The sequence below is a fragment of the Stenotrophomonas sp. STEN009 genome (assembly GCF_056760395.1).
Genome location: NZ_JBRRES010000001.1, coordinates 157703 through 182174 on the forward strand (window position 1 = coordinate 157703; position 24472 = coordinate 182174).

Annotated in this window: 28 protein-coding genes and 1 tRNA gene; 16 read left to right on the plus strand and 13 right to left on the minus strand. The window is 64.7% G+C overall.

What is annotated here, in order from left to right; genetic code table 11:
* Nucleotides 1-117: 117 nt before the first annotated feature.
* Both ACVOMM_RS00770 and ACVOMM_RS00775 read right to left on the minus strand, forming a co-directional pair.
* A complete protein-coding gene (locus ACVOMM_RS00770) occupies nucleotides 118-504 on the minus strand; it encodes a DUF2946 family protein (RefSeq protein WP_065182485.1) in 387 nt (128 codons plus the stop codon).
* Nucleotides 505-634: 130 nt separating this feature from the next.
* On the minus strand, nucleotides 635-1015 hold the full coding sequence (locus tag ACVOMM_RS00775; protein WP_053519221.1) for a tautomerase family protein: 381 nt from the start codon (nucleotides 1013-1015) through the stop codon (nucleotides 635-637).
* A gap of 369 nt (nucleotides 1016-1384) precedes the next feature.
* Between ACVOMM_RS00775 and ACVOMM_RS00780 the strand changes: the two genes are divergently transcribed.
* The 8 genes from ACVOMM_RS00780 (at nucleotide 1385) to ACVOMM_RS00815 (ending at nucleotide 7111) form a co-directional block, all read left to right on the plus strand.
* The gene (locus tag ACVOMM_RS00780; protein ID WP_262100171.1) at nucleotides 1385-1831 is read left to right on the plus strand and encodes a PAAR domain-containing protein; all 447 of its coding nucleotides are present in this window, start codon (nucleotides 1385-1387) and stop codon (nucleotides 1829-1831) included.
* A complete protein-coding gene (locus ACVOMM_RS00785) occupies nucleotides 1831-2334 on the plus strand; it encodes a DUF4123 domain-containing protein (protein WP_128989785.1) in 504 nt (167 codons plus the stop codon). Before ACVOMM_RS00780 ends, ACVOMM_RS00785 begins: the two co-directional genes overlap by 1 nt.
* Nucleotides 2315-2662 carry a hypothetical protein gene (locus ACVOMM_RS00790; protein ID WP_111187168.1) on the plus strand — a complete coding sequence of 116 codons (348 nt, stop codon included), beginning with the start codon at nucleotides 2315-2317 and terminating at the stop codon, nucleotides 2660-2662. The genes ACVOMM_RS00785 and ACVOMM_RS00790 overlap by 20 nt, the downstream gene beginning before the upstream one ends.
* A gap of 113 nt (nucleotides 2663-2775) precedes the next feature.
* Nucleotides 2776-3438 carry a Tox-REase-5 domain-containing protein gene (locus ACVOMM_RS00795; RefSeq protein ID WP_481525749.1) on the plus strand — a complete coding sequence of 221 codons (663 nt, stop codon included), beginning with the start codon at nucleotides 2776-2778 and terminating at the stop codon, nucleotides 3436-3438.
* Nucleotides 3435-4196, plus strand: a complete 762-nt coding sequence (locus tag ACVOMM_RS00800; RefSeq protein WP_481525750.1) for an Imm52 family immunity protein — start codon at nucleotides 3435-3437, stop codon at nucleotides 4194-4196. The genes ACVOMM_RS00795 and ACVOMM_RS00800 overlap by 4 nt, the downstream gene beginning before the upstream one ends.
* Nucleotides 4197-4654: 458 nt before the next feature.
* Nucleotides 4655-5059, plus strand: coding sequence for a hypothetical protein (locus ACVOMM_RS00805; protein WP_346480355.1), 405 nt, complete (start codon nucleotides 4655-4657; stop codon nucleotides 5057-5059).
* Between the two features lie 52 nt (nucleotides 5060-5111).
* Nucleotides 5112-5675: a hypothetical protein gene (locus ACVOMM_RS00810; RefSeq protein ID WP_180875350.1), complete on the plus strand. Its 564-nt coding sequence runs from the start codon at nucleotides 5112-5114 to the stop codon at nucleotides 5673-5675.
* Nucleotides 5676-5926: 251 nt separating this feature from the next.
* Entirely contained in the window at nucleotides 5927-7111 is a 1185-nt protein-coding gene (locus ACVOMM_RS00815; RefSeq protein ID WP_481525751.1) for an integrase arm-type DNA-binding domain-containing protein, read from the plus strand.
* 23 nt (nucleotides 7112-7134) lie between these two features.
* Here ACVOMM_RS00815 and ACVOMM_RS00820 read toward each other — a convergent pair whose 3' ends face one another.
* On the minus strand, nucleotides 7135-7731 hold the full coding sequence (locus ACVOMM_RS00820; RefSeq protein WP_481525752.1) for a hypothetical protein: 597 nt from the start codon (nucleotides 7729-7731) through the stop codon (nucleotides 7135-7137).
* A 100-nt stretch (nucleotides 7732-7831) separates the two neighbouring features.
* On the opposite strand from ACVOMM_RS00820, the gene ACVOMM_RS00825 reads away from it, so the two are divergent.
* From ACVOMM_RS00825 to ACVOMM_RS00860, 8 genes are all read left to right on the plus strand, one after another.
* Nucleotides 7832-8050, plus strand: a complete 219-nt coding sequence (locus tag ACVOMM_RS00825) for a helix-turn-helix domain-containing protein (RefSeq protein ID WP_481525753.1) — start codon at nucleotides 7832-7834, stop codon at nucleotides 8048-8050.
* A gap of 79 nt (nucleotides 8051-8129) precedes the next feature.
* A complete protein-coding gene (locus tag ACVOMM_RS00830; RefSeq protein WP_481525754.1) occupies nucleotides 8130-8498 on the plus strand; it encodes a hypothetical protein in 369 nt (122 codons plus the stop codon).
* Complete coding sequence (locus tag ACVOMM_RS00835) at nucleotides 8498-8758, plus strand: hypothetical protein (protein ID WP_481525755.1); 261 nt, start codon at nucleotides 8498-8500, stop codon at nucleotides 8756-8758. Before ACVOMM_RS00830 ends, ACVOMM_RS00835 begins: the two co-directional genes overlap by 1 nt.
* Nucleotides 8759-8844: 86 nt before the next feature.
* The gene (locus ACVOMM_RS00840) at nucleotides 8845-9261 is read left to right on the plus strand and encodes a hypothetical protein (protein ID WP_478031649.1); all 417 of its coding nucleotides are present in this window, start codon (nucleotides 8845-8847) and stop codon (nucleotides 9259-9261) included.
* A 472-nt stretch (nucleotides 9262-9733) separates the two neighbouring features.
* A complete protein-coding gene (locus ACVOMM_RS00845) occupies nucleotides 9734-10399 on the plus strand; it encodes an HK97 family phage prohead protease (RefSeq protein WP_481525756.1) in 666 nt (221 codons plus the stop codon).
* On the plus strand, nucleotides 10396-11538 hold the full coding sequence (locus tag ACVOMM_RS00850) for a phage major capsid family protein (protein ID WP_481525757.1): 1143 nt from the start codon (nucleotides 10396-10398) through the stop codon (nucleotides 11536-11538). Before ACVOMM_RS00845 ends, ACVOMM_RS00850 begins: the two co-directional genes overlap by 4 nt.
* 291 nt (nucleotides 11539-11829) lie before the next feature.
* Nucleotides 11830-12195 (plus strand): hypothetical protein, encoded by a 366-nt coding sequence (locus ACVOMM_RS00855; protein ID WP_481525758.1) that lies wholly within the window; start codon nucleotides 11830-11832, stop codon nucleotides 12193-12195.
* Nucleotides 12196-12212: 17 nt separating this feature from the next.
* Nucleotides 12213-15887, plus strand: a complete 3675-nt coding sequence (locus tag ACVOMM_RS00860) for a phage tail protein (RefSeq protein ID WP_481525759.1) — start codon at nucleotides 12213-12215, stop codon at nucleotides 15885-15887.
* Between the two features lie 96 nt (nucleotides 15888-15983).
* Here ACVOMM_RS00860 and ACVOMM_RS00865 read toward each other — a convergent pair.
* The 10 genes from ACVOMM_RS00865 to fabD all read right to left on the minus strand — a co-directional run bounded on the left by ACVOMM_RS00865 (nucleotide 15984) and on the right by fabD (nucleotide 24364).
* Nucleotides 15984-16058: transfer RNA gene (locus tag ACVOMM_RS00865), tRNA-Val, on the minus strand.
* 113 nt (nucleotides 16059-16171) lie between these two features.
* Nucleotides 16172-16525 (minus strand): PilZ domain-containing protein, encoded by a 354-nt coding sequence (locus ACVOMM_RS00870; protein ID WP_053520428.1) that lies wholly within the window; start codon nucleotides 16523-16525, stop codon nucleotides 16172-16174.
* Entirely contained in the window at nucleotides 16522-17478 is a 957-nt protein-coding gene (locus tag ACVOMM_RS00875; RefSeq protein ID WP_111187151.1) for a DNA polymerase III subunit delta', read from the minus strand. Before ACVOMM_RS00875 ends, ACVOMM_RS00870 begins: the two co-directional genes overlap by 4 nt.
* Complete coding sequence (gene tmk / locus ACVOMM_RS00880) at nucleotides 17475-18140, minus strand: dTMP kinase (RefSeq protein WP_065182455.1); 666 nt, start codon at nucleotides 18138-18140, stop codon at nucleotides 17475-17477. Before tmk ends, ACVOMM_RS00875 begins: the two co-directional genes overlap by 4 nt.
* Nucleotides 18137-19198: an endolytic transglycosylase MltG gene (gene mltG, locus ACVOMM_RS00885; protein ID WP_164152176.1), complete on the minus strand. Its 1062-nt coding sequence runs from the start codon at nucleotides 19196-19198 to the stop codon at nucleotides 18137-18139. Before mltG ends, tmk begins: the two co-directional genes overlap by 4 nt.
* A gap of 132 nt (nucleotides 19199-19330) precedes the next feature.
* Complete coding sequence (locus tag ACVOMM_RS00890; protein WP_053519105.1) at nucleotides 19331-20695, minus strand: aminodeoxychorismate synthase component I; 1365 nt, start codon at nucleotides 20693-20695, stop codon at nucleotides 19331-19333.
* Nucleotides 20696-20796: 101 nt separating this feature from the next.
* On the minus strand, nucleotides 20797-22059 hold the full coding sequence (gene fabF, locus ACVOMM_RS00895) for a beta-ketoacyl-ACP synthase II (RefSeq protein ID WP_053519103.1): 1263 nt from the start codon (nucleotides 22057-22059) through the stop codon (nucleotides 20797-20799).
* A 142-nt stretch (nucleotides 22060-22201) separates the two neighbouring features.
* Nucleotides 22202-22441 (minus strand): acyl carrier protein, encoded by a 240-nt coding sequence (gene acpP / locus ACVOMM_RS00900; RefSeq protein ID WP_053519101.1) that lies wholly within the window; start codon nucleotides 22439-22441, stop codon nucleotides 22202-22204.
* Between the two features lie 152 nt (nucleotides 22442-22593).
* Complete coding sequence (gene fabG / locus ACVOMM_RS00905) at nucleotides 22594-23337, minus strand: 3-oxoacyl-ACP reductase FabG (RefSeq protein WP_053519099.1); 744 nt, start codon at nucleotides 23335-23337, stop codon at nucleotides 22594-22596.
* Between the two features lie 82 nt (nucleotides 23338-23419).
* The gene (gene fabD / locus ACVOMM_RS00910) at nucleotides 23420-24364 is read right to left on the minus strand and encodes an ACP S-malonyltransferase (RefSeq protein ID WP_053519097.1); all 945 of its coding nucleotides are present in this window, start codon (nucleotides 24362-24364) and stop codon (nucleotides 23420-23422) included.
* Between the last annotated feature and the right edge of the window lie 108 nt (nucleotides 24365-24472).

Sequence of the window (24472 nt, forward strand, 5' to 3'; positions counted from 1 at the left end):
TTCACGGCATGCAATGCCACCCCGCACTGCGGGGCAGCAGGAAGGAAAGCGCACGCGGTAGCGCCAGGCCATGCCTGGCGGCTTCCATCAGAGGGAATGCACGGCCGCGTGCGCGGCTCAGCCCGCCAATGCCGCCGGTGGTCCCCGCGCCCCGAGGGTTCCCGCCAGGCGCGCGGGCACTGCCAGCACAGCGCCCAGCCGCGCCCGGCAGACCGGCGCCAAGGGCACCAGCAGCAGGAACGCCGCCACCAGCAGGGTGATCAGCCGCGCCGCGATCAGGCAGTAATCGCAATCCACGCCCATTTCATGGTCGGCGTGTGGATCGGCGGGCGGATTCTTCGCGGCCTCATCGTGCGGCGTCGCCATCGCATGATGGTCGTGATGGCCTTCCATCGTGTGCTGCGCATGCAGCGAATGATCCATCGCCGCCACCGGCGCCGCCGCTGCCACGCGGCCATGCGCCACCCAGCGGCTCACCAGCGGGGCAAGCAGCACCAGCAGCAGGGCGAGCCATGCCAGGGCCTGGAACCGGCGGTGGAATCGGGGGCGGTGCACCCGGGCATTCTACGGCGCGGCGCCGCAACCTTGGACCACGTTCAGGGTTTTGCCCCTGCGACAGGGTGACGCAGGCGCCTCACGTCGCGTACTGGGCAACGCCATGCCCGAACGACCAGTTCTCCTTCTTCACTTCCACCAGATTGATGAACACGTCCTCGCGGCGGATGCCCACTGCCGCATGCAGGCCGTCAGCGATGCCCGCGTACAGCGCCTTCTTCTGCTCCAGGGTGCGGCCCTCGTTCCAGGTGATCTGGATGCAGATGAAATCGTCGGAGCGCTGCACACCCAGGTAGCTGGGGTCGTAGACCAGGGTGGCGGCGTCGTGCTCCTGGAAGATCTGGAAGCGGTCGTTCTCGGGCACGCCGACAGCGCGCATAGCCTGGTAGATGGCCTCGCCGACGCGCTGCAGGTAGTCGGCGGATTGGCCTTTGCGGAGATCGATGCGGGCGAGCGGCATGGTGGGGCTCCCGGGTGGAGGGTTGGGAGACGATGCGCCGGGCTGCTGGATTTCTGTGTGAAATGTCGCGCGAACGCGCGTCCCGTTTAGAGCCCTGCAATTTCTTCCCCCAGGAGGGCGCACTTCTCAGCTTCCCTGCCGCTCCGCGTTCGTTCTCTGATTACGAGGGTGCATGTCGCTTCTCGCAGGTTTCTGAACTCATCAACGCAGCGTCGCGCAGACCACGTCCCTGCCCTCATTGGCTGAATCCCGCGACCCCAAATTTCTGGAAAGCTCTTGTTTCTCCAGCAGAAACGGGAGAAGCGATCACAATCAGCAGCTGCATGGAGTGCCATAAGTGACAGCATGATGGCTGCAAATGCTTGATGGATGTCGTTGCCGGATTGCAGGCTGGGCACCGACCAACAGGTTCGATATCTCAACGTGAGACGACACTGGATTGTCGTTGGTGACACGACCAGCAGCAGCGGACGCGTCATCAACGGCTCACCCTGCACAGACATCGAGGGCCGCGCCGTCGCACGTGAAGGCGACAGCGCCACCTGCCCGCTGCATCAGGGGGTCTTCCCGATCATCGAAGGCGAGCCCACCCTTATCATCGACGGTCACCCCGTCGCGCTCCACGGGCACCGTCTCGCATGCGGCTGCCAGCTTGTTTCCACCCAACAGCGCCTGGTGTACGTCAGCGAAGGGCCTTGTACTGCCGCACCCTCAACGATTGATGTCTCGACAGACTCCTCTCCCGGAGCGGCCATCTGCCTGGAGTGCCTGCTCACTGCAGGCACCAGCGGCGCTCCGCTTCTGGTGCGCTCGTGATGGCGTGGACAGCATTCGCTTTGGTGGACTGCGCCGCCGCCCCTGAACGAGAGGGCGAACTCCGCCATTACACTCAGCAGGACGCACTGCTCCACCGCTCGCTGTTCACAGGACAGCCCGAGAGCGATCTCGTCCAAGCTTCTCCCTGGCTGATCGAGTTACCTTGGGGAGCGATCCAGAGACCTGTACATCACTGGCTGACCTGCCTCGGTCGTCAGTCTTCGGGCGTCACGATACTGGCTTCAGCGACAGCCTTCGATCCATTGTTTCAACATCTGCAGACGAAACTGGACATCTCGCTGCCGGACGGGTCGTTGGCATTGATGCGCTACTACGACCCCAGAGCCTTCCTCCGATACTGCGATGTCCTCACTCCCCGACAACAGCTGGACCTGCTCGGTCCGGTACTGGAGTGGCAGGTCACGTTGAACAGTCAGGACTGGACTCTGGTCCGAGCCGATCTCGAAAGGCCAGGTGCATGCGATGCTGACACTCAGCGCTGAACAGTATGCGAGGCTTTGCCTCCCGGATCCAGCAACGTTCGTCGTCCCGCTTTCGCGCGAAACCAGAAGACACTTTCCTGTCGAGACCGCCCAACGAAGCGACGAGGAACTCGTCGAGGATGTCCGTGCAAGTTACCGGCACGCTATGACATCCCTGCACATCACGCATCTACCGACGCTGGTGCGCTGGGTGAAAGCCGATGTGGCCTGGGCCCGCGGGTTGCGCGACCAGGCAGTCACCCGGGTCTGGTTCAACGAGACCGCCCATCCCAATGCCACGGCAGCGGACCTTCTAGCACTGCTGGCCTCTTCCCGCATCACAGACTGAACTGAAAGGACCAGAAAATGGGTGCTGTGCCATTCCCTATTCCCCCTCCCCCAGTGACGTCGCCAGGGGCATGGGATCCGGTTCGCGATGCTCCCGTTCCGTTCCCAGACCAGATGCCAGGAACCACGGCAGGCGGCCCGACGCTCGGCCAGATATGGCAGAAGATCAAGGAAGCGACGGGTGTCGAAACTGGAGTGAAGACCGAACCCAGGGTACAGACGAGCGAGACAGATTGCTCGCAGACGAGCAACCAGAATGACTGCAACGCCTGCAAGCTGGCACAAGGCTACCTCGTGCCCGCGAACTACACGATTCCACTGACCCAGTACCGGGACTACGACTACCAGCTGCGAATCGCCAATCGCCTGGCCGGACCGGAGAGCTTCGATTACACGTATGGGGGCACCGCACTGGACAGATCTCGCGCAGCTATCCTCCGCGAGAAGAATCAGATCACCATAACCGAGTGGCAGTGCGCAGGTATCCGGTTTGATGGCTTCTGGCGAAGAACATGTACCGCCGTTGAAGCGAAAGGCCACTACTCCCAGTTCTTTGACGAGAAGGGAACATTACGCTTGTGGGCTGCGCTGAAGTCTGGAAAGAGAAGGGAGAATATTGAGGAATCCTGGATAAGACAGTTAAGTACGCAGCATGGAGTCATCAGCGGCTTCGGACGACCCTCAAAACTGGAGTGGCACTTCCTCGAACGAGTGTGCTACATGGCCGCACTACGCCTCTTTGGCCCACTTGCCTTAGTCTGCAGATACTCACCATGACCGAGATATACAACGCATTCATAGATACAACTGTGCCGGTGGAGGTGCTGAGTGCTGAAGCGGCCTATCGACAACTGTTGCAACTTACCGAAGAGCTTGGCGAGATACATCACCTTTTCCAGAACTGGGCGCTTCGTGATTCCTCTGGCAGACCGGTACCTCTAAGCGACAAGGCAAGGTTCATCGATGCAGTCGCCGAGAACGCCGCCTACTACCATAGAAAGTACCCAACTGCGGCCAATTCAGGCGGTGCCGGCGCTTCCATTACTCCCGCCTTGAGCCAGAAAGCTCATGATCAACCTGGCTGTCCTACGCTGGATTACAGGCCGTGGTTCGGCAGGGTTACCCTGAGCATCAACGCCCCCGTCCAGGCGTTTGGTCCGGATGGCACATCCGGAATCATTCGATCCTGCGTCCGAAGCATTGCAACCCGTTTGGATGCCGTGTTCGTTGCGACAGACGTTACGTCCCCACTCCCGGACGGAGAGGGATATGAAACCTACGCACACTTCCATCAACTGTTTCCCCATCGACGCTGGCTTGGCTGGATGGGTTTTGTCCCCCACCTCGTACCGAAGAGGTTCATTCCTGAAGCGGCGTCCATGGAGGTTCTGAAAGGCAAGGGAACGATGATCGTAGCGCTGGACGAGCCCTTCGATCTGCGCAACCCGGAACATCTGAGGCGCGTGCATCAGGTTGAGCTGCGGATGGCGAATGCCGGGCTGCTGGATATCACCGACCCGACGCTGCTCGAGTGATCCGGGCATCGTGCGCAGCGTGACGCAAACAACCCGCGGCGCGTACCGCGTTGTCGCGAAGTGCACCGACAGCCCGTGCAGCGCGTCGCATCGGAAGTGACGTTGCTCGCAGCGCGCCCGTGCACTGTCGCACAGATCGAGATCTCCCTCCTCCGCATTGGCATGAAAGAGAATTTTCCTTACAGACCGATGTGATTGCGCAGCCGGATGATCGCCGCGCCGAGGCAGATTGCCTTGGCCGGGATTGGCGTCTCGAATAAACGAACGAACTTCCACCGCTGCGGTTCACGCCTCAGCAGAGAGAATGCACCGATTGCCTTCAATGGCGGCCGGTGCGTGGGGATCGACAGATCCGCCAGGCCTTCCTCTCGGTGGAAGTTCGTTTGCCTTGGTACGCCAACCCGCACCGTCCGCCACCTTCACTCGGAAGGTGGCCCCACGCCAGTGAGGGTTTCGCCATGACCAACCGCACCGCTGTCCATCCCCGCCTGCACGCCCTGATCGGCGACATCGCCGCCGACGTGCCCGAGGACCTCGCACGCGAGATCGAGTGCGCCTTGCACGAACAGAGTCTGCCCGTGCAGTCGCCTGCCTTCTTCACGTACCTCAATGCCATCAGCCGCGCCGACGGCGATGACGGACAGCCGTGCAAAAGCCTCACCCTCGTTGCCAGCAATCACGCCTCGCTGCGCCGCTCGATGTCTGGGCTTACCGCACTGCTCGATCTGCTGCAGGCCGCCGACCATGCACGCAACGAAGGCGGCCCGGACGAACAGCTGGGTGCTTTCCACACCGACGGACTGATCGTGGCCGCACGACAGCTGGTGCGCGAGGCGAATCATTGCCTCTCCGGCGCTGACTGACCGGCCCGGATGCCCTCCCGCTACAATCGCGCAGGGAACGCAGGAGGCCGTAATGGACGCCGAACATCTGGACTACTTCAAGGCCGCACTGGAAGGCCGCGCAACCGTGGGTTGGAACGTATGGTTTGCCGCCAACCAGCACGCGCTGGCCCAACAGCTGAGCCGCCCTGCACTGCTGCGGTTGAAGTTCAGAAAACTGGATGAAGCCGAGTGCCTGCTCGCCGACGCCGGCATCGTACCTCGCAGTACGGCGGGCAAACGCTACGAAATGTACTGCGCCCAGTTCTCGGAGGACGTGGTGGACGCAAACGGTCGCCCGCTGCCGGCCATCTGGCGCGCGGCGCACGGCGGTGCGATCGGCCTGCTGGCCGAGGGCGAACACGAGGCCGGCCAAGCGAAGCTGTTCGCGGAGTTCCGCCGCGTCCGCAAGCGTGGGCTGCAGCAGGCCCACGAATGGTTGGCTGATCTGTGCTTTGAGGGCGAGATGGAACTGACCAGCGGCAATGCCGAGGTGGGCCGTGGTCTGTTGGCGGTGGTGGTGCAGGCCGGTAGCGGCCACGACCTGTTGGATGCGACGGCGATGATCGCGCGGGATCTGCTGGACCAGCACGGCTGATGGCAGCCGCAGCAGCGACGCCGGCACGTATCATCAGACAACAAAAAAGCCCCCATTGCTGGAGGCTTTTTTCGTTCTGCGACATGGTGGGCGGTACAGGGATCGAACCTGTGACCCTTGCCGTGTGAAGGTTGTCCTAGACCTATACGCCTTAAGGCATCGACAGAAAACCCCTTGGTTTCACGTACGGTTGCGTCCCGATAGAATTGCCAGCACACTGCTTTTTGCAGGAGATTTGCAGGAGCAAGGTGATGCCAAAGGTAACGAGAGAGGCGCTGACGCGGAAAACCGTAGATGCAGCGAAGGCTACGGGCAAGGCCTATCGCCTGCGTGACGCGACGGTTCCCGGCCTTGTACTGCGTGTGTCCGCCGCTGGTGCCAAGTCGTGGGCGATGGTGTGGGGCCGTGGCCAGGAGAAGGCCTTCGCCAACTACCCCGCTACGACGCTGGAAGGCGCCCGCGAGGCCGCCCGTCGACTCTCCGCAGAGATCGACAAGCACGGCGCCCCGGTGGCCGTGGTGACGCCCAAGAGCGAACTCAGCGTGGCTGATGCCTGCCGCGACTACGTGACCGCGCTGGAGAAGGACGGACGCAAGACTGCGTCGGATGACGCCAAGCGCCGGTTTGAGCGCTGCCTCTACGGCGACAAGCTGGGCAAGGTGCGCCTCAAGGATCTCCACCAGGATCACATCGAAGCCTGGCGCGATCGCGTGGAGAAAGGTGACCTCCCGCCGCTGCCAGTGAAGCGCGGCCGGCCACCGGTGCCGAAGCCCTTGGCGCGGTCCAGCATCAACCGCATTCGCACGACGCTGGTGGCCGCCCTGAACCACGCTGTGGCGCGCCGCAAGGTCTCCCCCGACCTCGCATTCGAATGGAACGCCGTGAAGCCGCTCAAGGACGCCAGCCAGCGCCGTGGGCTGTACCTGGAGCGGACGCAGCGCCGCGCGCTGTTGGAGGCCGCTGATGGCCCTGTGCGCGACCTGATCGAGTGCGTCGCCCTGACGGGCTGCAGGCCGGGCGACCCGTCGCTGTGCCTGCGCTCGGACTATGACGGCCGCACGGCAAGCGTGAGGTTCCGCAGTAAGGACCACGACCGCAAGATTCCGCTCTCTCCCGCTGCCTCTGTCCTGTTCGACCGCCTGGCCAAGGGAAAGCTGCCCAAGGCGCATCTGTTCACTCAGGACGGAAAGAAGGCCTGGACCGCACACGCATGGAGCGAGCCTGTCCGCGACGCCGCTGCGCGCGCTGGATTACCTGCAGGCGTGACGCTCTACACGTTGCGTCATTGCTGGATCACTGACGCCATTGTGGGCGGCATGGACCTACTGACCGTGGCGAAGCTGGCCGGCACGTCGCTGGCAATGATCGAGAAGCACTACGGCCACCTGGTGCAGGGCGCAGCGCGCGACAAGCTGGCTCAGGTGCAGTTCCTGTAGCAGAACTCAATTGTGAGGTTCGCCTATCGATCGTTGTGTTGCCGGCGCTGGTTCACATCGATCACAAGCTGCAGATACTGGTCCGCTGCGTCTTCCAACTCGAATCCCTTTTTCTCGAAGGCGATGGCAGCTTCGTACAACAACTGCATAGACTCTGGCTGCACTATGGCGCTGGGGAAGAGCTTCTTCAGCTTTGGGTGGCTTTCGGATCGCCTCGACAGCAGCCAAAAGAGTCGCTCAAAGTAGCGTTCAGACGGCTCCTGCAGGGCTGCCGGCATAAACAACGCCCTGCCCGCTTCGCTCTTCAGCAAGATCCTGATGATCATCTCTACCCGCTCTTCCTCAGGGAGATCCATCGAAACCCCGTGAACCGGAACGGCCTTGAGCATCTCGGCCAACATCCGTGGGGTTTCATCAATCTTGCCGGTAATGCGCTCGTAGCTCTTCAACTGCTGTGAGAGCAGGTATTCAGCTGCCCCGCTCAGCGACGTACGCCGATCCCTGGCAACGACCTCAAGGCCGAACAACGTCTCCGGCTCAAGCCGCACAGTGAGTTGTGCCGGCTTGTCGGCTGGGCTCTTCGGCTTCCGCCCTCTCTTGGTCTCGGTGCGCGCGTTCATCGACCCGATTCTAGCGAGTCTTGAAATTCGCGTATAGCTGTGTTCCACTGCGGTCGAATTACGCGAATCACGTAATTCACACGACTCACTGGAGCGAGAGATGAACGAGCAGTTGCAGAAGCTGGCCTACAGCCCCGAAGAAGCCGCCGAGATGCTGGGCGTAACCCGATCTCGGTTCTACACCCTGGTCAACAGCGGAAAGCTCCGCACGTACAAGGACGGCAAGCGCCGTCTGTGTAGCTATAGCGCCTTGGTGGAGTACCAGCAGGCCATGGAGAAGGCCTCCCTTGAGGGCAAGCCCGATGCAGTACCCGCCTGAAATAGAAACGGCCCAGCTGGTTCGCACCCAGCTGAGCCGCAGAAGCCACGCCCGAACCCTTGCAAGGAACGACTTGACCATGGACACCACTGTACACGATGCCCGCCCTGAAACCATCGGGGAACCCCGCGATACGCATTCAGAAAACTCTGACACGGCCGAACACTGGTCGGATCAAGAGTGGAGCGAGAACCCCCTGCCGGTCGCCGTGACCCGCCGTATGGCCGAGGTGGACCGCGCGCTGCAGGCCATTGGGGTGCTGAGCGGCATGCTTCACCGGGACTGGCGCGGCGTCACTGCCTGCAAGGAACAGGGCATCCCCTACGCCAGCCTGTCGCAGGTTGACCGTGAGGGGCTGATGCTCGCCCTGGGAACCCTGCAGGTGGTTGCGCTGGATGCCTGCGCCGTCATCCGCTCGAACACCCACAACATCTGCGGGGTGCGCTGATGAGCCGACAGAAGCGAAGGACGGTAACACCGCGGCTGCGCGTGGGGCCAAATGCAGAGGTGCTCCTGCGCACCATGCTGGCCACCTGTGACACCGCCAAGCTTCGGGCCATGGCCGCAGATCCTGCCGGGCGGTCGGAACTGTTCCGCCTGCAGCGGATTGCAGCGGCGCGCGTGGAGGAGTTTGAGGGATACCTACAGCTGGCTAGGGATGCCGAAACCATGTTCTCCACCGCGCTGAACTCCTCTCTGGAGGCCTGAGGGTGGGCGCGCGGATACCCGAACGAAACCGGCCCAAGCACAAGGGCCGGCGAACCGGTGACACGTTCGTTCGGCTGCCGCATCCCATGATCCAGTCGCCGGGCTTCTTCGCCCTCAGCGGTGCGGCGATGAAGATGCTGCTGTTCCTGGCTGCTCAGTACAACGGGCGGAACAACGGCGACCTGAGCGCCACCAAGTCGATGGTGGAGGCGGCCGGTGTATGCGCAGCGAGCAAGAGCAAGGAACTGCTCACACAGCTGGAGGAGGCCGGTTTCATCGTGCAGACGCGGCACGGCATCAAGAAGCAATGCCATCTGTACGCGATCACTTGGGAAGGCATCGATCGATGCGCAGGCAAGAACCTGGAGATCGCGGCAGGCCCACCGCGCAACGATTGGCGGAAAACGCATCTTCAACACCCCTCAGGGGTGCAAACCGAAACGCAATCTCAACACCCCTCAGGGGACCACCTAACACCCCTGAGGGGTGCAAAAGCAGCATGAGCCGGACGATAAACACCCGTGAGGGGTGCAAATACAGGCCAAACGCCAGTTTTTTACACCCCTCAGGGGCCCCCCTTATAGATATCTACCAAGCGGTAGCGCAGCGGACGCTTGGCGCTGTTGCTCCTGCGCTGTTGATTCACCCGCTCTGCGCCTCACCGCACCACCGAGCGAAAGGGAACGGGGCGCACCCCATGCGCCCGATGCACCCGATGCACCACGTTCACCAGTGCACCACGTGCACTACCACCGCATGCGCCCTGTGCGGGAAGCCCATGACACATCCACCGACAGGCAGACCACGCACCTACTGCAGCGATGCCTGTCGACAGAAGGCGTATCGCAATCGCCTGTTGTTACGAAACCCATTGAGCCGCGACGTGGATGGCGTATCGTTGCAGTTGTCGGCGATCCGCGATCCCGACACCGCACACTCCGCGATCAGCGATCCGGCAGCGGCCAATGAGTTCACTTGGCAAGCCTGTACCGGAGATTCCTGCGCGTGATCGTTAGCCCCTCCTTCGTAATCGAAAAGTCCCTCGGGCAAGGCCGCTTCGCTGGCCTGGCATGGTCCTTCATGGATACGCCTGACCGCGAGGGCGATCTCATTTTGCCGTCTGCACTGGCGCGCGCTGTCGATGCAGCCAAGAGCCGTCCAGAGATCCGCATCGAACACGATCCCGACCAGGTGGCCGGCGTGATCGACGTGATGGCCGTGACTGACCGTGGCCTGGAAGTAGAGGGCCAGATCAACACGGCGCAGACCATCGGGCGCAAAGCCTACGACCGGCTGAGCGATCGCTCCCTCGGCGCGCTGAGCATGGGGTTCGTCGGCAGTGCCGAAACCTCGGGCCGCAACCGCGTGTTCACCGAGATCACCGCCATCCCTGAAATCTCCCTTTGTCGCGAGCCGATGAACGCTGGTAGCCGCATCCATGCGGTCAAGAGCTGGGCGCAGGTGGATTCGGAACGCGCGCTGGAACACCTCCTGCGGGACGTGGGCATGCCCAACCGTCTCGCCCGCAAGTCGGCAGCCATCGTGTGGCCAGCCATCTCAACCGACGACGACGATGCGCGCGCTGAGACGCTCGCACGCCAGCTCGACGCCATCACCCGCTCACTGAGGAACAACGCATGACCGACGTAATCGAAAAGGCCCTGAAAGACCACAGTGAAGCCCTCAAGGGCTTCCAGAAATCCGTGGATGACAAGCTCGACGCACAAAGCCAGGAGCTGGACAAGCTGACCGACAAGGTCCTGCGCATGGAAGAGAAGGGCGTCAAGCTGGCGCCGGGCGCGCGCCGCAAGCAGGAATCGGTGTCCGACGCGATCACCAAGGCGTTGAAGGATGAGCAGTTCCAGCAGTTCAGCGCCGGCAAGTTGCAGAGCAGCGGCAAGCTCGAGCTGGATATCGGGCTCAAGGCCCTGACCTCGCTCCAGGGCTCGCCCGAAACGCCGCAGGTGGGGTTTGACGTCCAGACGGAAGTGATGCCGATCCAGACCTCGGTGCAGCAGCGCCTGCGTGTGCTGGACGTGCTGCCGCAGCGTGACACCACCAGCAACAAGGTGGGCTATCCCCTGCTGGACTTCTCCGAAGGCGGCGCTGATTACCAGGAAGGCGAAGGCACCCGCAAGGCTGAGGCCAAGTTCAAGGCCGAGTGGGACGAAGCCAGCATCGCAACGATCGCGGTGCACACCGAGGTATCCAAGCAGGTGATGGATGACGTGGCTGGCCTGTCCGAAACCATCCAGCTGCTGCTGCGCTACAAGCTGACCAGCAAGAGCGACATTGAGCTCATGTCGGGCGATGGCGCACAGTTCCACATCAAGGGCTTGCTCACGCAGGCGGCCACCTTCGCCGGTGGCACCGGTAAGGCGGTGGACCACATCGGCCGTGCCGGTGCCCTGCTGAGCTCTCAGGGCTATCAGCCGAACATCGTGTTCGTGAACCCGCTGGACTACTTCGACTTCTCGTCGGAGCGCGCCACCGATGGCCAGTACGTCGCAGGTGGCTGGAGCCGTCCGACCAACAGCCCGATCTACAACCTGACGCCCGTGCAGACCATGGCTGTGCCGGTTGGCCAGGCGCTGGTGCTGGACACCAACGTCACCAAGGTACTGATGCGTGAGCGTCCGTCGATCACCTTCGGCTGGGTGAACGATCAGATGGTGCGCAACCTCATCACCATCCTGGCAGAGCTGCGCCTCGGCCTGCTGGTGCTGGATCGCAAGGGCATGCTCAAGGTCGACCTCATCCCAGCTCCGGCTGGCGGCTGAGGCGATGACGGACAAGCCGTGAGTGTCCAGATCGCTCGAAGAACCACGGCAGTCAGGGCAGCGCGTAATCCCGCGTTGCGGGCGCCTTCGGGTGAATTCCCGCGCTGTGACCTGACAACCCGAAACTGAACAAAACATAACGCATTCAGGTAGGGGGCGGAAATTTATCGGATCTGCCTCGGCCTAGACCGTCCGCCCCCCCAACTTGGCGCGTCCGCAATTGGAAATACGACCCCGCAGGGGCATGGAGGAACCGTGGCGAGGCCAAGAACCCCCACCAAAAAAGCGCTGGTGTCAGGTGCCGCGCTCAAAGACCCGGCGCGCTACAAGAACCGAACCGCGCCGGCCAACCCGAACCCGGTTGGCACCCCCTACAAGGGCATGACCCGCCCGCAACTGGCCGTGTGGCGCGAATGCGTCGCCAACATGCCCTGGCTCAACGCTGCGCACCGAATCCTGCTCCGCCAGGTCTGCATTCTCGCGGCCAAGATGGAGGCCGGCGAAGAGCTCAGCGTGTCTGCAACGCACGCACTCAGCGCCATGCTTTCCAAGCTCGGCGCCACGCCTGCCGACGAATCGAAGGTGAACCACGGTTCTGACGACGATGACGGCGGCAGCGAGTTCTTCGGTGGCGTTGGCGGCAGCCGCCTCAACTAAAACAGGAGCCAACAAAGATGGCGCTCTATACCCTCACCGTCGATTTGCTGATGAAGTCCGGCTCCTTTGAAAGGGGGATGACCAAGGCAGAGCACGTCGCCGCGCAGCGCTCCGCCGCGATCCAACGCACCATGTCCACCCTGGCCACCGCAGTGGGCACCACGCTGGGCACCGCTGCCGCTGCCGCTGGGACAGCAGTTGTCATGTGGACGCGCCAAGTCGGCGAACTGGCCACGCAGTACGAGCGGTTTGGACAGCTGTCGGGCACCACGTCGCAGCAGTTCCAGCGCATGGCGGCGGGAGCGGCAACGGTGGGCATCAGCCACGAAAAGCTGGCCGACATTCTGAAAGACGTGCAGGACAAGATTGGCGATTACGTCCAGACGGGCGGCGGCGCCATGGCCGACTTCTTCAACAACATCGCCAAAGGCGCAGGTGTCAGCGCCGAGCAGATGCGCAAGCTCTCCGGCCCGGACGCGCTCGGCCTGTACTTCAAGAGCCTGGAGCGAGCCAACCTGTCGCAGACGGAGCTGACCTTCTACATGGAGGCCATCGCCAGCGACTCGGCGGCGCTGATTCCGCTACTCCGCAACAGCAGCGCCGGCTTCAAGCAGTGGGGCCAAGCGGCCGAGGCCGCAGGCGCCATCATCAGCAACGACACGGCCAAGGCGATGAACGACCTGCGCCGCGTCACCCAAGAGGCGGACCTTGCCTTCATGGGCGTCAAGGTCCAGGTGGCCGAGGGCGTCATCCCTACCCTGACCGAGCTCAACAACCTCTTGCACGACCCCAAGGCGCAGGAGGCGATGCACACAGCGACCAATGGCGTCATCCAGTTTGGGCAGGCCGCGATGGACGCCGCCGCCGGCTTCGGGCAGTTGGTGGTCAGCTACACCGGGTGGCTCAAGTCCAAGGGCTTCATGCCTGTCAGCAATGGCGACTCGATGGAGAGCCTGCAGGCCCGGCGCGGCGCGCTCGGAAACAGCCTGAAAAACTGGAAGGGGATTTTCAGCGACGACGCGAAGAAGAAGGTTCAGGGCGAGCTGGCCGAGGTAGACGCGCTGATTGCCGCGTTCCCCTTCCGGGGCGTGAGTGCCAGCGTGGACACCACCGCCGGCATCCCTGGCCAGGCCAAGCCCTACGAACCGCCCAAGCTGGGCAGCGCCAGCAAGTCCACCAGCTCCAGCAGTTCCAACCTCGACCGCCAGGCGGAGCTGCTGCGGCGGTATACCGAAGAGGCGGACATGGCCGCCGCCACGATGGCCGGGCCGCTGGCCGAGGCGGAGCAGAAGCACAAACAGCGCTTGGCCGAGCTCAATGCCGAGCTCAGCGCCGGCAACATTACGCGCGCTGCGTTCAACGTCCTGGAGAAGGAATCTGCCGCTGCGCTTGCGGCGACCACCACCGAGCTCGACAAGCAGAAGCGTGCACCGCAGGCCCTGCTGGACACCATGAGCGGCGAGCTGGACATGCTCCGTTTGGTCGGGCCGGCGCGCGAGCGCGCGCGCAGGGAGATGCAGAACCAGCGCGACATGCAACAGGCCATCAACGAGGCGAACGCGGCCGGCGCAGGCATCACCGCCGACCTCAGTTCATCGCTCATGGCGCAGGCACGCGCAGCAGCGCAGGCGAGCATTGAAGCCGACAAGTACGCGGACAGCCTGCAGCAGTGGGCGGACGTTGGCACGTACCTGGTCAGCGACACCGCCGACGCGTTGGCCGAATTCGCCGCCAGCGGCCTGCGGGATTGGTCGGGCATGTGGGATGGAATGAAGGACGTGGCCAAGCAGGCACTGCGCGACATTGCCCGCCAGCTGCTCGAGCAGAAGCTGGTAGTCCCTATTCAAACCCGCATCTTGGACAGCATCAACGGGTTCGGCAGCGGCAACGGAGGAATGAACCTCAACAGCCTCATGGGCGTGCTGGGCGGCAATGGCTCGGCTGCAGGCGGTCAGAACGTCGGCACGGTCGCCGGGCTCCTTTCCAAGGGTCAAGGCCTGTTCGGCTTCGGGCGCTCCGCTGGTGCAGCGTCAGGGACGCTTACGGGCTTCGGGGACGTGACCAGCATGGCCGGGATGACCGGCTCCAGCTTCTCGGGGCTCATCGGTGGCGGCAGTGCCGGCGCCAGCGCCGGGGCGGGTGCGGCGAGCTCCGCCGCCGCGGCGGTGCCAATCATCGGTTGGATCGTGGCGGGCATGATGAAGAATGCACAGCTGTTCGACCAAGGCTGGAACATCGCCAACGGCGAGAGCTGGGCGGGCAAGATTGCCACGGCCGGCGCCGTGGGCCTCGCTGACAAGGGGTTCCGTGGGCTGGGCTTCAACGACAAGACGGCATCCATCCTGTCGGGCTCCAGCATCCACGCCAAACTGTTCGGCCGCAGCGCGCCGAAGATCACCGGCCAGGGCATCACCGGCAGCTATGGCTTCGGCGGATTCGATGGCCAGAGCTACGCCGATATCAAGGCAAAGGGTGGCCTGTTCCGCAGCGACAAGAAGTGGACCCAATACACCGGCTTGGATCCGAACATCGACCGCACGTTCGACATAGCTGCGCGGCAGGTCCGTGGCGCAAGCACCGACTTGGCCAAGCAACTCGGTATCGACCTCTCGCAGCAGCTGGCGGGGGTGAAGGTGTCCCTGGGCAAGCTGACCCTCTCGGCCGACTCGGCAGAGGCGAAGGAGCAGCTCGCCGCTTACCTGGGCGACATGACGGACCGACTGTTCACCGAGGCGGTGAAGGCGGCAGGGTTCGGTGGCCAACTGGATGGTTACTTCGAAGCATCCGACGTGTTCAACGCGCTCAGTGCATCGATCGCGCTGGCCGTGGGCAACGCCGACGAGCTGGGCCGCGCCCTCAGCGGCATTGAGATCGACAAGGTGAACAAGGCCGTGGACTACTTCCAAGACCTGGCCAGCGTGGCCGGCACGGACCTGGCCACCCAGATCACCAAGGTGTCTGGCCTGCTCGGCAACTACTCGACCTTGATGGCTGACGTGTCCACGCAACTGCTCACGGGCGACCTGACCGGCTACCAGCAGCAGGCACTGACCATCGAGCGCACGTACCGACAGCAGGTGAAGTCGGCCAACGACTACGCCAAGGCGCTGGGCCTATCGGGTGCGCGCGCTGAGGATCTCGCCAAGATCGAGGCATTGCGCGCAACCAACATGGGCAAGCTGCAAGCGCAGATCGACAAGGACAAGAAGGCCATGCAGTACGGCCTGTCGATCAGTGACCTTTCGCCGCTGACGGACCAGGAGAAGCTGGGCGAGGCGATGAAGGAGCTGCAGAGGGCGGTAGCCGGTGGTGACACCAGCGCCGCGCAGGCAGCCGCGCAGGCGGCTCTCGGCTTCGGTCGGAACCTCTACGCCAGCGGCCAAGACTACAACAGCCTGTACGGTCAGGTGACGGGCCTGATCGACGGCATGAAGGTGGGCGACCTGGACAAGGGCGGCGTCGGCATGGGCGAGCTGGCCGACACCATCGAGGCGCTGCCGGACAACTTCGCGCGCGCTGTGTTCGACCTGGTGGTGGACAACAAGGCGCAGGCCGCGACCACGGCGGCGGTGCAGCAAAGCAACGCTCTGCTCGCCCAAGTGGTGGATCGGTTGGATCGGCTGGAAGCCGTCACGACGCAGGGCGTACGCACCACCAGCAGCAGCGCGTTGCGGGCATCGCTCAATCGGTAAATCACCGGGAAGTCGGCGAATTGCGATTTGCAGGAGCGTTGCAGGAGAACAAAAAACCGGCTTTCGCCGGTTTTCTTGTAACACACTGATTTTAAATGGTGGGCGGTACAGGGATCGAACCTGTGACCCTTGCCGTGTGAAGGCAATGCTCTACCGCTGAGCTAACCGCCCGGTGTGTTGCTGAGCCGCTCATTATAGGAACTTTTCAGAGGCCGTCAACAGTTTTCACATTCGTCTTCACGGGTGTTTTCGAGGCGTGCCGCCGGGCGTGGCCCGGCGCTGCCTCACATCGTGTGGGTGGGCTTGTCCGAGCTGGTCAGGCCGGCCAGCTGGGTCTCGATCTTGTGGCGCACGCCCTCGCCTTCGGCGCCGTCGGCCAGCTGCACGCCGATGCCCGCGGTACGGTTGCCCTGCGCCCCTGCCGGGGTCACCCAGATCACCTTGCCGGCCACCGGCAGGCGCTCGCTGGAATCGGGCAGGGTCAGCAGCAGGAACACCTCGTCGCCGAGGAAGTAGCGCTTGGGCGTGGGCACGAAGATGCCGCCATTCTTCACGAACGGCATGTACGCGCTGTACAGCGCGGCTTTGTCCTTCACGGCCAGGGACAGGATGCCCTGGCGGGCGTTGCTGGCACTCATCGATTTCCCCTTGCGGCAGGCCGCTCGTTCACCTTGTTCCAGGCCAGCAGCAACTCGACCACCGCAAGGTCTGCACGCACCGTGGTGCGCAGCAGGTCGCGGGTGCGGTTGGCAGCGTCGAACCAGGCTGCCAGCTTGTGCAATCGCTCCGGCGCGGTCAAGGCGTCCGTGCTGGCCTGGGCCAGCGCCAGGTCGGCGGCGAAGCGCAGGCGCAGCGCCGCGTTGTCATCACCGCACCACTTCTGCGCCAGCTCCACCGCGCCGGTCCTGCCGGTGGCCAGCTGCTCCAGGTCGCGGGCCACCTCACGGCGCAGGCTCAGCCCGTCCTCGCGCAGCCAGTTGTCGGCCTGGCCGGGATGGCCGCGCGCGGCGTCCAGCGCTTCGCGTGCGGAGGCGTCGCTGTGGCCCTGCTGCTGCAACCAGGCCAGCGCTTCCTCGTGCGGCGGCAGCTTGAACTCCAGGCGCTGGCACCGGCTGCGGATGGTCTGCGGCAGGCGTGCCGGGTCGCTGCTGATCAGCCACAGGTAGCGGCCGGGCTGCGGCTCTTCCAGCGTCTTGAGCAATGCATTGGCCGCGGAGCGGTTGATCGCATCGGCCGGATCGACGATCACCACCTGGGCCACACCGTACTGCGGGGTCAATGCCAGTTTGTCGGTGATCTCGCGCACCTGCTCGATGACGATCTCGGTACGCAGCTTGTCGCCGCTCTTGTTCGGAATGAAGCTCACCAGCTGCAGGTCCGGGTGGGTACCGGCAGCGATCAGGTGGCGGGTGCGCGTGGCGTGCGCGGCATCGCCCTGCGCCAGCACGTGGTCGGCCAGCGCCAGTGCAACCTCGCGCTTGCCCAGCCCGGCCGGGCCGCAGATCAACAGGCCATGCCCCAGCCGGCCCGCGTCGAGCGCGGCCACGGTCTGATCGAATGCGCGCTGCTGCCAAGGCGAGAAGGTGCTCATGCGCCCTTTCCTTCCTGCAGCCAGCGCTCGACCTGCGCGATCACGTCGGCGGCCACGCGTTCCTGCACCTGGCCCGCGTCGATCACGGCGAAGCGCTGTGGGTCCTGCTGGGCGCGGCTGCGGAACACTTCACGCACGCGCTGGAAGAAATCGTCCTGCTCGCTCTCGATGCGGTCCGGCCACAGGTCGCGGCCATTGGCGCGCGCACGACCGACCGCCACGTCCACATCCAGCAGCAGGGTCAGGCCCGGCAACAGGCCAACGGCACGGCGCTCCAGCTCGGCAATCCACTGCGGGTCCAGGCCACGGCCCCCTCCCTGATAGGCGTAGCTGGAATCGGTGAAGCGATCACTCAGCACGTAGGCACCGCGCTGCAGGGCCGGCTGGATCACCTCCCGCACGTGCTGCGCGCGGGCGGCGAACACCAGCAGCAGTTCGGCCTCGGCACTGAGCGGCTCGGCGGCGATCTCGGCATCGGGCTTCAGTATCAGGCTGCGGATGCGCTCGGCCAGCGGCGTGCCGCCCGGTTCACGCGTCAACACGACCTCATGGCCATGCTGGCGCAGGCACGCGCGGATGGCATTGATCGCAGTGGTCTTGCCGGCGCCTTCGCCTCCTTCCAGGCTGACGAAACGCGGGTGGCGTAGCAGCGCGGGACTCATTGCGCCGGGGTCTCCTGGGTGCGTTGCTGGCGCAGCTGCTGCAGGTAGCGCGCTACCGCAGCGTTGTGCTGGTCCAGGCTGGACGAGAACACGTGCGCGCCACTGCCATCGCCAACGGCGACGAAATACAGTGCATCCCCCGCTGCCGGCTGTGCCGCGGCCATCAGCGCGTCGCGGCTGGGCATGGCGATGGGGGTCGGGGTCAGGCCCGCACGGGTATAGGTGTTGTAAGGCGTATCGGTGGTCAGGTCGCGGCGGCGGATGTTGCCGTCATAGGCCGCGCCGATGCCATAGATCACGGTGGGATCGGTCTGCAGGCGCATGCCGATCTGCAGGCGGCGCATGAACACGCCGGCAATCTGCGGGCGCTCGCTGGCCAGCGCGGTTTCCTTCTCGATGATCGATGCCAGCGTCAGCAGCTCGTACGGCGTGTTGATCGGCAGGTCCGGTGCACGGCTCTGCCAGGCCTCGTCCAGCGCCTTTTCCATCGCCGCATGCGCACGCTTGAGCACATCCACGTCGCTGTCACCGCGCTGGTAGATGTAGGTCTCCGGCAGGAACCGGCCTTCCGGATGCTGGCCGCCGAAGCCCAGGCGCTGCATCAGTGCCGCATCATCAAGATCATCGGTGGTGTGCAGCAGTGGATCGGCACGCTTCAGCGCCGCGCGCAGCTGGCGGATGTTCCAGCCTTCGATGATGGTGACGCGGTGCTGCAGGACCTTGCCGGCGCGCATGCGCAGCAGCAGCTCGCGCGGGGTCAGCTGGTTGTCCAGCGCGTACTCACCCACCTTCAACTTGCCGGCGGCGTCGAGCTGGCGCGCCAGCAGCTGCCACTGTGCGTCCTGGCCTTCGTCCACGCCTGCCTCGCGCAGCTTGCGCAGCACGGTGTTCAGGCCATCGCCGCTGGCGATCACCACGGTCTCTGCGGAGGGGGAGATCCGGGCATCGGCGAACTGGGTCTGCTTGTAGAAGAACCACGCGCCCGCGCCGGCCACGACCGCGACCAGCACCACCAGCAGCGTTACCACGAACAGACACCCGCGCTTGGCTCCCGCCATGGATTACCTCAGAACTCGATTCCGTTGTGCAGGATACCGTGCCGGTGGTGTGGGGTCATGGCCGGGTGAAGCGCTCAACCCCGTTTCGCTCGCCGGGGCAGGGCCCCCCCCCCCCGGGCGGGGGTCGATCGCCTACCCCTGCTGGCCCAGGGCGCGCAGCAGGCCACGCGCTTTGGCACGGGTCTCGTCCAGCTCCTTGTCCGGGTCCGAATCGACCACGATGCCGGCGCCGGTGCGGAAACTGACCTCGTGGCCGTCCACCTCGGCGGTACGGATCAGGATGTTCAGGTCCAGGTCGCCATCGCGGTTCAGCCAGCCGAACGCCCCGGTATAGGCACCGCGCGGCACCTGCTCCAGCTCGCTGATGATCTGCATGCAGCGCACCTTCGGGCAGCCGGTGATGGTGCCGCCGGGGAACGTTGCGGCGATCACTTCGCCGGGGGTGACCTCCGGGCGCAGATGGCCGCTGACGTTGCTGACGATGTGGTGCACATGGGCGTAGCTCTCCACCGTCATCAGTTCATCGACCACCACGGTGCCGGGCAGGCAGATGCGGCCCAGATCGTTGCGCTCAAGGTCGATCAGCATCACGTGCTCGGCGCGCTCCTTCGGGTGCCCGACCAGCTCCTGGATGCGCGCGGCATCATCGTCACCCTCGAAACGTGGGCGCGTGCCCGCGATCGGCCGGGTCTGCGCGTGGCCGGCATGCACCGATACCAGCCGCTCCGGCGAGGAGCTGACCACGTGCCGCCCAAACGCACTGAACAGGCCGGCAAACGGTGCGGGGTTGGCGCGGCGCAGCTGTGCGTACAGGGCCTGCGGGCTGACCGGCGTGGCGAACTGCGCGCTCCAGCGCCGCGACAGGTTCACCTGGAACACATCGCCGGCGCGCAGGTAGTCGATCACCCGGCGCACGCCGTCGGTGAAGCGCTGCGGCGCGTCTTCGCCGACCGACTGCGGCGGCTGCCAGCCCTGCCCCGCCTCCGGCAGCGCCTGCGCGGCCAGCGCCACCAGCGAGTCCAGCAGCGCCTGCTCGCCCGCTTCGGCGATGACGAAGCTGGCGTGGTTCTGGTGATCGTGCAGCACGGCCGCCGGGCAGCGCAGCGCCAGTGCCGTCGGCCGGCCATCATCGCGCGCACGCGCCGGCAGCACCGGCTCGATCTGGCTGGCCACTTCGTAGTCGAGCATCAAGGCCCAGCCGCCGCGGAACGGCAGGCTGTGACTGCCATCGTGCGGCAGCCGTGCCTGCTGCCAGGCGCGGTCCAGCGCCTGCAGGAAACTGCCGGGCTGCACCGTATCCTGCTGGTCGCGCACGCAACCATCGGCATCCAGGCGCAGCGTGTCGCCCTGTGCGGCCAACAGCAGGCTCCAGCGCCCCTGCGCGGTGCCGGAAGCGGTGGACTCCATCAGCAGCGGGAAACGTTCCGGCGCTTGCTGCTGCAGGGCCAGCAGATCGATCGGATGCGGCAGCGGGTGGATCAGCGGGGCGTGGGTCATGGTGGCCTGCAGGGGAATTCAGATACACGGAAGCCGCCTTGCGGCGGCTTCCTCGTGCGTGGAGCACGTCCGGTCGAGCATGGCCCGACGCGACAACCCGGTCAGACGCGCTTGAAGATCAGCGTGCCGTTGGTGCCGCCGAAGCCGAAGCCATTGGACATCACCACGTCGACCTTGGCCTGGCGCGCTTCATTGGGGACGTAGTCCAGGTCACAGCCTTCGCCCGGCTCCTGCAGGTTGATGGTCGGCGGGATGACGTTGTCCTGCAGCGCCATCACCGAGAAGATCGCCTCCACACCGCCGGCAGCGCCGAGCAGGTGGCCGGTCATCGACTTGGTGGAGCTGACCATCATCTTGTAGGCGTGGTCGCCGAAGGCCGTCTTCATCGCCATGGTTTCGCCCAGGTCGCCCAGCGGCGTGGAGGTGCCATGTGCGTTGAGGTAACCCACCTGTTCCGGATTCAGGCCAGCGTCCTTCAACGCCATGGTCATGCAGCGGGCAGCGCCTTCGCCGTTCTCGCTCGGCGCGGTCATGTGGTACGCGTCGGAGCTGGCGCCGAAGCCGGCCAGCTCGCAATAGATCTTCGCGCCACGGGCCTTGGCGTGCTCGTACTCTTCCAGGATCAGGATGCCGGCACCGTCGCCCAGCACGAAGCCGTCGCGGTCCTTGTCCCAGGGGCGCGAGGCCTGTTCCGGTGCGTCGTTGCGGGTGGACATGGCCTTCATCGCGCAGAAGCCGCCCACGGCGGTCGGCGAGGAGCCGCGCTCGGCGCCGCCCACCACCATCACGTCCGCATCGCCGTACTGGATCATGCGCATGGCGGTGCCGATCGAGTGGTTCGAGGTGGCGCAGGCCGAAACCGCCGAGAACGACGGGCCCTTCAGGCCGGTGATGATGCTCAGCTGGCCCGGCAGCATGTTGATGATGGTCTTGGGCACGTAGAAGGGCGAGATCTTCTTGCCCTCGTGGAATTCGATGGTCTGCTCTTCGATGCCGAGCAGGCCGCCGATGCCGGCGCCGACGATGGCGCCGATGCGCTCGGCATTGGCGTCGGTGATCTCCAGGCCCGAATCATGCAGGGCCATGAACGAGGCACCGAGGCCGTAATGGATGAACGGGTCCATCTTCTTGGCATCCTTGCCGCTGACCCGGTACTTGCCGAACAGTGCATTGTCGGCGGTGATGTCGAAGCCCTTGACCTCACCTGCAATCTTGGTGGTGAACCGTTCCAGGTAGGAATCGGCGACGTTGGTCAGCGGACCGATGCCCGAACGACCATGGGTGATGCCTTCCCAGCTGCTGGCCAGATCATTGCCCAACGGCGAGACGATACCCAGGCCGGTTACGACGACGCGACGCTTCATTGCTGATTCTCCTGACCCGAAGATGCTTTCGGGCAACGCGGTTTGCTTCGGTGTGATGCGCAAACACACGGGGCCGCAACAGCGGCCCCATGGGGTGCGGTGCGCGCCGGGCGGATGCCCGCACGCGCACTGCCGTCTGACATCAGGCCTTGACGTGGGCCTTGATGTAGTCGATGGCGGCCTGCACGGTGCTGATCTTCTCGGCTTCTTCGTCCGGGATTTCGCACTCGAATTCTTCTTCCAGCGCCATCACCAGCTCGACGGTGTCCAGCGAGTCAGCGCCCAGGTCATCGACGAACGATGCGCTGGTGGTGACTTCTTCTTCCTTGACGCCAAGCTGTTCGACGACGATTTTCTTGACGCGTTCTTCGATGGTGCTCATGGGATCTCGCTCCAGATGGAGTTGTGGTTCAAAAGTGGTCGCCATCAAGGGCGATGGCCGTGGGATAGTGTAGTGGAAACCGGCGCGCCCTTGCATTGCAGCAAAAATCCACGCAGATCAACCACTTGCGGCGCAATCCGTGCGCCCCTTGCTTACGGCATGTACATGCCGCCGTTCACATGGAGGGTTTCGCCGGTGATGTAGCCGGCAGCCGGGCTGGCCAGGAAGGCCACCGCATGGGCGATGTCTTCCGGTGAACCCAGGCGTTCGAGGGCGATGTCGTTGATCAGCGCGGTGCGCGCTTCTTCCGGCAGTGCCTTGGTCATGTCGGTGTCGATGAAGCCCGGCGCGACCACGTTGACGGTGACGCCACGCGAGCCGATCTCCTTGGCCAACGACTTGCTGAAGCCGATGATGCCGGCCTTGGCGGCCGCGTAGTTGGCCTGGCCGGCATTGCCGGTCACGCCCACCACCGAGGCGATGTTGATGATGCGGCCCTTGCGTGCCTTCATCATGCCGCGCATGACCGCCTTGCTGGTGCGGAACACGCTGGTCAGGTTGGTGTCGATGATCGAGGCCCAGTCATCGTCCTTCATGCGCATCAGCAGATTGTCGCGGGTGATGCCGGCGTTGTTGACCAGGATCGAGATCGGGCCGAATTCCTTGGCGATGCCATCCAGCACGCTGTCCAGTGCGGCGGCATCGGTGACGTTCAGCGCGCGGCCGTGACCACCGTGGGCCGCCAGGCGCTCGCCGATCGCAGCAGCGCCGGACTCGGTGGTGGCGGTGCCGATGACGGTGGCGCCCTGGGCGGCCAGCAGATCGGCAATGGCGGCACCGATGCCACGGCTGGCGCCGGTGACCAGTGCGATTTCACCCTGCAGGGGCTTGCTCATGATGGTTTCCTCAGACGGGGGCAGCCGCCCCACCCGCGCCGCGTGCAGCGGCCACTGGCAGAGTCGGCAGGAACAGGGGCGATCAGGCCGACCATGCCTCGCGGGCGCTTTCAAAGTCGCCCGGGGTGGCCAGCGAACGGCCGTCGATGGCCTTGTCGATGCGCTTGACCAGGCCGGTCAGCACCTTGCCCGGGCCACATTCGGCAACCTGGGTGATGCCACGGGCGGCCAGGGCCTGCACGCAACCGGTCCACTGCACCGGCTGGTACAGCTGCTGGACCAGCGCGGTGCGGATGGCATCCACGCCGTCGTGCACCTGGGCATCGACGTTCTGTACCACCGGCAGCTGCGGAGCCTGCCAGGACAGCCCGGCCATCACTTCGGCCAGACGGTTGGCGGCCTCGCGCATCAACGGGGTATGCGAGGGCACGCTGACGGCCAGCTTCACTGCCTTGCGCACGCCCTTTTCGGCCAGCAACGCCAGCGCGCGGTCGACTGCTGCCGCATCGCCACCGATCACGATCTGGCCGGGCGAGTTGAAGTTGGCCGGTACCACCACCTGGCTGCCCGCTGCTTCGGCGCAGACGTCCAGCACCAGCTGGTCTTCGGCGCCGAGCACGGCGGCCATGGCGCCCACGCCGGCCGGAGCCGCGTCCTGCATCAGCTGGCCGCGCAGGCGCACCAGGTGCGCACCGTCATGCAGGCTCAGCGCGCCAGCGGCGACCAGCGCCGTGTACTCGCCCAGGCTGTGGCCGGCCAGCACCGACGGGCGCGGACCACCCACGGCGTTCCAGGCGCGCCACACGCCGATGCTCGCCGCCAGCAGGGCCGGCTGCGTGTATTCGGTACGGTTGAGCATTTCCTCCGGGCCACCCTGGGACAGCGCCCACAGGTCGACGCCGGCACCATCGGATGCCTCGGTGAAGGCCTCACGCACCTGCGGGTGCAGCTCGGCCAGCTCGGCCACCATGCCCACAGACTGCGAGCCCTGGCCGGGGAAGACAAAAGCGAGGGTGGATACGGTCACGCGGTCATCCGCTTGTTGCAATCGAAGCGGGCCATGATAAGGGTGAATCCGCCGTGTCGTCTGTACGTGCGCGTATGCAGGGCGTATGGAGCGCGCCGGCAATGCCGG